The organism is Streptomyces sp. NPDC033221, assembly GCF_055577005.1.
The window spans coordinates 1-6,844 of the sequence record NZ_JBVIQN010000037.1; the positions used below are offsets into that span (position 1 = coordinate 1).

At 71.7% G+C, this 6,844-nt stretch carries 4 protein-coding genes, 1 tRNA gene and 1 pseudogene; 1 reads left to right on the forward strand and 5 read right to left on the reverse strand.

The annotated features are described in order from the left end of the window. Positions 1 to 150: 150 nt before the first annotated feature. Entirely contained in the window at positions 151 to 1,647 is a 1,497-nt protein-coding gene (locus tag ACZ53K_RS34590) for an MFS transporter (protein WP_468844673.1), read from the reverse strand. A gap of 273 nt (positions 1,648 to 1,920) precedes the next feature. Next, positions 1,921 to 3,090 (reverse strand): M23 family metallopeptidase, encoded by a 1,170-nt coding sequence (locus ACZ53K_RS34595; RefSeq protein WP_468844676.1) that lies wholly within the window; start codon positions 3,088 to 3,090, stop codon positions 1,921 to 1,923. A 532-nt stretch (positions 3,091 to 3,622) separates the two neighbouring features. On the opposite strand from ACZ53K_RS34595, the gene ACZ53K_RS34600 reads away from it, so the two are divergent. Beyond that, a complete protein-coding gene (locus ACZ53K_RS34600; RefSeq protein WP_468844678.1) occupies positions 3,623 to 4,651 on the forward strand; it encodes a DUF2332 family protein in 1,029 nt (342 codons plus the stop codon). Between the two features lie 137 nt (positions 4,652 to 4,788). On the opposite strand, the gene ACZ53K_RS34605 is transcribed toward ACZ53K_RS34600, so the two are convergent. The 3 genes and pseudogenes from ACZ53K_RS34605 to ACZ53K_RS34615 all read right to left on the reverse strand — a co-directional run. Next, on the reverse strand, positions 4,789 to 5,874 hold the full coding sequence (locus ACZ53K_RS34605; protein WP_468844855.1) for a PP2C family protein-serine/threonine phosphatase: 1,086 nt from the start codon (positions 5,872 to 5,874) through the stop codon (positions 4,789 to 4,791). Between the two features lie 301 nt (positions 5,875 to 6,175). Next, positions 6,176 to 6,251: transfer RNA gene (locus ACZ53K_RS34610), tRNA-Lys, on the reverse strand. Between the two features lie 256 nt (positions 6,252 to 6,507). Next, a pseudogene (locus ACZ53K_RS34615) lies at positions 6,508 to 6,844 on the reverse strand (DEAD/DEAH box helicase); the annotation flags it as partial.

Consider the following 6,844-nt stretch of genomic DNA (forward strand, 5'->3'; position numbering starts at 1 on the left):
CGCCTCAGCTGCCCAGCCTGACAGGCCGTCCGTCCGCACCCCAAGCGCCTACGGCCGCGCAGCGGACAAGACCGCCACATGAGACGGCGTCTAAGGGGCGCGGGGCCGAGTCGTAGTTGGGGAGGGGGGATAAGGGCGGGGGGGGGAGGGTCAGGTTGCGGGGGTTTTTGAGAGGGGGGCGGCGATGTCTTCCAGGGAGCGGCGTTCGGCGCGTACGGCCAGGAAGGCGGCGGTCAGGCCGGCCAGGCACATGAGGGCGGCGCCGATGCAGAAGGCGAGTGCGGTGTCGGCTGCCACGCCGGATTCCGTCAGTTCGGCGAAGACCAGGGGGCCGGTGATGCCGCCCGCGGCCGTACCGACCGCGTAGAAGAACGCGATGGCCATGGCCCGGGTCTCCATCGGGAAGATCTCCGAGACGGTCAGGTACGCGCTGCTGGCCCCGGCCGAGGCGAAGAAGAGGACCACGCACCAGCAGGCGGTGAGCGTGGTGGCCGTCAGATGCCCGGCCGAGAAGAGCCAGGCGGTGGCGAAGAGGAGGACGCCGGACAGCAGGTAGGTGCCGGAGATCATGATGCGGCGGCCGACGGTGTCGAAGAGCTTGCCGAGGAGGAGGGGGCCGAGGAAGTTTCCCGCCGCCATCACGGCGAAGTAGTAGCCGGTGCCGGAAGTCGGCACGTTGTAGAACGAGGTGAGGATGGCGCCGAAGCCGAAGGTGACGGCGTTGTAGAGGAACGCCTGGCCGATGAAGAGGGCGAGTCCGAGGATGGCGCGGCGGCGGTAGCGGGAGAAGACGGTACGGGCGATCTCCAGGAAACCGATGCTCTTGCGGGGGTGGATGGTGATCTCGCCCTCGGGTTCGGGGAGGGGCTCGCCCTTCTCGTCGGAGATCTGTCGCTCGATGGAGGCGACGAGGTCGTCGGCCTCGTCGCCGCGCCCGTGGATGAACAGCCACCGTGGGCTCTCGGGCACGTTGCGGCGTACGAGGAGGATGACCAGGCCGAGTACGACGCCGAGCGCGAAGGTCAGCCGCCAGCCGATGTTGATGGGGAAGATGCTGGTGTCCAGCATCAGGATGGACAGCAGGGAGCCGCCGATCGCGCCGAGCCAGAAGCTGCCGTTGATGACGAGGTCGACGCGGCCGCGGTAGGCGGAGGGGATCAGTTCGTCGATGGCGGAGTTGATCGCCGCGTACTCGCCGCCGATCCCGAAACCGGTCAGGAAGCGGAAGAGGAAGAACCACCAGGAGGAGAAGGAGACCGCGGTCAGGGCGGTGGCGGCCAGGTAGACGGCCAGCGTGATCAGGAAGAGTTTCTTACGGCCGAAGAGGTCGGTGAGCCGGCCGAAGAACAGCGCGCCGAGGCAGGCGCCGGCCACGTACAGCGCCGCGGCGACACCGGTGACCTGGGCGGATGAGATGGGCAGTCCGCTGCCCTCTTCGGAGAGGCGGCCGGCGATGTTGCCGACGACGGTGACTTCCAGACCGTCGAGAATCCACACCGTGCCGAGGCCGATGACGACCATCCAGTGCCAGCGCGACCAGGGGAGACGGTCGAGGCGGGCGGGGACGTCGGTGGTGATGGAGGGGGTGGAGGGGGTGCCGCGCCGTTCCGGGCCCGGCTGGTACCCCGCCTTGTCGTTCGGACTCATCGCACCCTCCTGAACCGGGCCGGGGCCGGTCACCCCGGCGGCGCATCCATCCGAGTGCCCGGCGGACAGCGCGCGAAGCGGGGAAATGCCCAGGTTGAGAGGGATTCTCTTACGGGGTGACGGCCCACCGGGGCAGATCGGCCGCGGGGCGGCATGCGTGTCGGGGGTGAGGGGCGGAAGGGCAGTGGATGGGAGGCGGGGATGTGTCCAGGGGCTCGCCCGGGGCCCCTGAGTCGTGGGGAGGCGCGTGTTGTGGAGGGGGAGCTACCGGTCTCAGACGTTGATTCCGTGATCACGCAGCCAGGGCTTCGGGTCGACCGGCCTGCCGCCCGGCCGTACCTCCAGGTGGAGATGGGGGCCGGTGACGTTGCCGGTGGCGCCCACCCGGCCGATGACGTCGCCGGCGGCGACCTTGCCGGTGGTCCGCACCAGGGAGGACAGGTGGCAGAACCACAGTTCCGTACCGTCGTCCAGCGTCAGGATGACGCGGTAGCCGTACGGGCCTGACCAGCTCGCCTCGGTGATCGTGCCGCCGTGGACGGCCTTGACCGGGGTGCCGGTGGGGGCGGCGAAGTCCAGTCCCGTGTGGTTGGCCGCCCAGCGGTCGCCGGCCTGGCCGAATCCGGCGGTGAGGGTGAAGGTGGAGAGCGGGGTGACGTAGCTGCGGGCGAGTTCGGCGCGGCGCTCGGCCTCGGCCTTCTTGCGCGCTGCTTCCTCGGCCTCGCGCCGGTCCTCGCGCTCCGCGGCCTCCTCGGCGGCGCTCTGCTGGCCCTCGGCCTGCTGGCGGATACGGTCGCTCAGCGACTGGCCTACGCCTGTGTCCATGCCTACGCCTGTGTCCATGCCCGTGCCCGTGCCTTGCTGGGCCTCGGCCTGGGTGAGACCGGCTTGGGAGAGGGGGGCGCCGGCCACTGCCTCGGAGCCAGGCGAGCCGGATGAATCAGACGGGCCGGACGGACCGGATATGAGGCTGCCGATGCCCGGCAGGGACTCGGCAGCCGGCAGCTGCGCGGCGAGATCGTCCGCCAGGTCGCCGACGTCCGGCAGGGATATCGCGAGCTGCGGCTTCTCCTCGGCCGTGGCCATGCCGCTCGCGCCGACCGCCGCGATCACGCCGACGCCCAGGACCGTACCGCCGCGGGCGAGTCCGCCGCGCTGCTTGCCGGCCACCCGGTGCTTGCCGCGTACGGGGCGTACGGAGTCCTCGGTGGGGTTCCACTCCTCCCACGTGCCGGTGTCGAACGCGGCCGGTTCGGTGACGAATGGTTCGGTGCCGTACGCATCAGGGCCGGGTACGAACACATCGGAGTCAGTAGCCGGAACGGCACCGGCATCGGCCGGCCCACCGAAGACACCGGTAGCGGCAGCGGCAGCGGTCGGCACACCGGCAGCGGCGTCGAAAGGAACCTCGGGGACGGAGCCGGCAGGGCTGTTGGACGCCACGGGGGCGCACTCCTTTCCTTCCTCTCGCCTACCGGGTCAGCGGTGGGGCCGCCCCCAGCCCGGTCCGGCGCCGGAGGGAGGCCCCCGGAGTCGGTGGCGGCTGGCCGCCTCCGACGGATCGGTGGTGGCCGTCCGGCCCGGCGTACCCCAACGTGGTGGTTCCCGGTTTTCCCAGGGCACGCGCTGGTACGGCACCGGCCCACGGGCCGGTCCAGTGTGGTGCCCCAACGGTGATTCAGTTGTGAACCTGCTGACGGGATTAGGCGTCGGCGCACGGTGCCGCCTCTTGCGACGGCTGGGACGACCGCGCTGCGTTATCAGACTGTAATAGAACCCCCGGCCCGATACCAAGCGTTCCAGCGAATCCATGGGCGCTTTGGGATAGCTTTGGCCTGCACTTAATCGCCCATCCAGGCATCAACCAGGGCGAGTTGCCGATCACTCGCCAAACCTCGGATGCACGATTGTGCGGCAGTTGTTATGCGCAGGGGTGCCCGGCGTACACGCCGCGTGAGCGCAGTAACGTCTGATCATGGTCGTCAACAGCGCGCAGGCACTGGCGGATCGATACGTGGACTTCGCCTGGTACCAGGCGCGGGGACAGTCCGACGCCCACGAGGAACTGGCCGCGCGGATCGGCCACGACCCCGAGTTCTGCGACCACCTCGCGCGCTCCCTGCCCGCCGGCAACAAACAGCAGCCCAAGCTCCTGTTCGCCGCGGTCCGCTACCTCGACGGCCCGTACGCGGAGCACGGGCCGCGCGGCGACGCGGCGTACCGGGGCTGGCGGGAGTGGACCCTGCGCCACTGGGAGGACGTCAGGGCCGTCGTCATGCGGCGGCTGACGCAGACCAACGAGCCGGCCCGCTGCGCGACCCTGCTGCCCCTCCTCGCCCGGCTCCCGCAGCCGCTGGCCCTCCTGGAGGTCGGCGCGTCGGCGGGCCTGTGCCTGCACCCGGACCGGTACCGCTACCGCTACGACGACCGGCCGGAGTTCGGCGCTCCGGGCAGCGCGGCGGTCTTCCCCTGCCGTACGGGCCCGGGAACCCCCGTACCCGACCGCGTCCCGGACATCGCCTGGCGCGCGGGCATCGACCTCAACCCCCTCGACCCGGCCGATCCCGACGATGCCCGCTGGCTGGAGGCCCTCATCTGGCCGGGCGCCACCGATGAGCGCGTACGGCGCCAGCGGGCCGCCGTCGAGGCCGTACGGTCGGCGCCGCGTTCCCGTGTCGTACGCGGCGACCTGATCGACGCGCTGCCCGCGCTGGCCGCCGAGGCCCCGCCGGAAGCCACGCTGGTCGTCTTCCACACCTCCGTACTGACGTACCTTCCGCCGGCCCGCCGCGAGGAGTTCGCCCGGCTCGTACGGACGGTCCTGCGGGAGCGCGACCGCCCGGGGCACTGGGTCTCCAACGAGCACCACACCGTCCTCCCCTGGATCACCACGCCCCGGCCGGCGCATCCCCTGGAGGTGACGGAGCTACTGCTGACCCTGGCCCTCGACGAGCGGGCGGTCGCCCTGGCCGGCCAGCACGGGCAGAGCCTGCAGTGGCTGTAAGCCCGAACACCGGGCACCGCACACCGAACACCGGGCACCGCACACCGCACACCGCACACCGCACACCGCACACGGAACGCCAAGCCCAACCCCGAACTGACCGTGAGCCGACCATGAACTGATGAACTGCCCCCCGCTCACCCCTTCAAAGGCCGCTGCACCGCCAGCAACGCCATGTCGTCCGCCGTCTCCCCACCCGTATGCGCCGCCACGTCCTCAACCAGCGCGTCCAGCAGCGCGTCCGGCCCCTCGCCGGCCCAGCTCCGCCCGCGTAGCCGCTTCGCCGGTTCGTAGAAGACGTTGTCGGCGTCCCTGGCCTCGGTCACGCCGTCGGTGAAGAGCAGCAGGATCGATCCGGCAGGGCAGGACGTCTCGTCCGCCCGGTCCGGCCAGCCGGCCACCTCGCTCATGCCGAGCGGCAGTGCGGGTGACTTGGGGGCCAGTTCGTACAGCTCGCCGTCAGGGGCGAGCAGCAGCGGCGCCGGATGGCCGCGGTTCAGGACGCGGAGCGCCGCGTGCTCGTCCGAGGGCAGCTCCGCCAGTACGGCCGTGGTGAACCCCTCGAACTGGTCCAGCCCCTCGCGCCGGCTGCCCTCGCGTTGCAGCGCCCGCTCCAGCCGCCCCGCCACCGCCTCCAGGGTGGCCTCCTGCTCGGCGGCCTCCCGGAACGCGCCGATGACGATCACCGCGGCTTCCACGGCCTCCAGGCCCTTGCCCCGTACGTCGCCGACGATCAGCCGTACGCCGTACGGAGTGTCCTGGACCGCGTACAGATCGCCGCCGATCCGGGCGTCCGCCTGCGCCGCCACGTAACGCGCCGCGACCGCCAGCCCGCCGATGCGCTCGGCGGGCGTCGGCAGCACGGCCCGCTGGGCCGCCTCCGCGACGTCCCGTACGGAGGCGAGCCGGGCATCGCTCATCCGTACGACCCGGTTGATGCCCAGCGCGAGGACGGCGACGACCAGGACGGTCAGGCCCTCGGTGAAGGACTGGTTGGTGTCCCGGTCGCCGTGGTACGTCACGACCCAGGTCTCGGCGATGACGGCGGCCGCCGCGGTGACGGCCGTACTGCGCAGCGAGTACAGCGGTGCCGCCACCAGAGGCGCGGCGGAGAAGAAGGGCGCGGCCGTGTACCGGGACGGCGTGCCGCTGTCGAAGACGATGCCCGCCACCAGCAGGATCAGCGGCAGCCAGCACACCAGCCGGCGCCCGAACGGCGACATGCCGGAGCGGCGCCGCCGCCGCTCCCCTTCGCCCGCACGGCCCCTGCCGCCTCGACGCACCCGCACCGGCCTGCCTCCCACTCCCGCGCGCCCGTCCGTACGAACACCGTCGTCGTCCCAAGGCTTTCCGCTGCAGGGCCGGGCGGCGAATCAGATTGGGCCGGATGGGTCATACAGCCACCGGAGGAAAGCGCCCCGGCAGCCTCTTCCTCTTGCCGGGAAACACGACAGCGCCCCCGCCGGGAGACTCCCGGCGGGGGCGCTGTGCGAGGGGCCGGAGGGCTCGCCTCCGGCTCGTACCTGGTGGGCCATCAGGGGCTCGAACCCTGAACCAATGGATTAAAAGTCCACTGCTCTGCCAATTGAGCTAATGGCCCGCACCGAGCAGCATAGCCCGCGTTCCCGCCGCAGCCCGAAGGCATGGGGCATCGGACTGGCGGAGGGACCGCGTCCGCTTTGGGGGCGGGCGTGGTGGGCGGGGCTGCCGTACGGCGGAGTGCGCGGTCAAGGGGCCGCGCGGGGAACGGAGTTGAGACGTGGGGCCCGCGTCCGCCCCCGTACCGGAGTACGGGAGCGTGGCGCGGGCCCTGCGGTCTCAGTGGGCGACGTCGTCAGACGGCGTCACGGACTGTGTCAGCCGTTGCGCTTCCAGCGCGGCTTGTCCTCGCGGCGGCCGAAGGAGCTGGTGCCGTGGCCACGGTGGTCGTCGCGGCGGCCGTTCGAGCGGTCGCCGCCGCCCGAGCGGTAGCCGCCCGAGGAGGGGCGGTCGTCGCGGCGGTCGCGGTTGTACGGACGGTCGCCACCGCCGGAGCGGTAGCCACCGGTGGAGCGGCCGCCGGAGCGGTCGTCGCGGTTGAAGGAACGGTTCGGGCGGTCGCCGCGGTCGCGGTTGAAGCCACCGCCGGAGCGGTCGTCGCGGCGGAAGCCGCCACCCGAGCGGTCGTCACGGCGGTCACGGTTGAAGCCACCA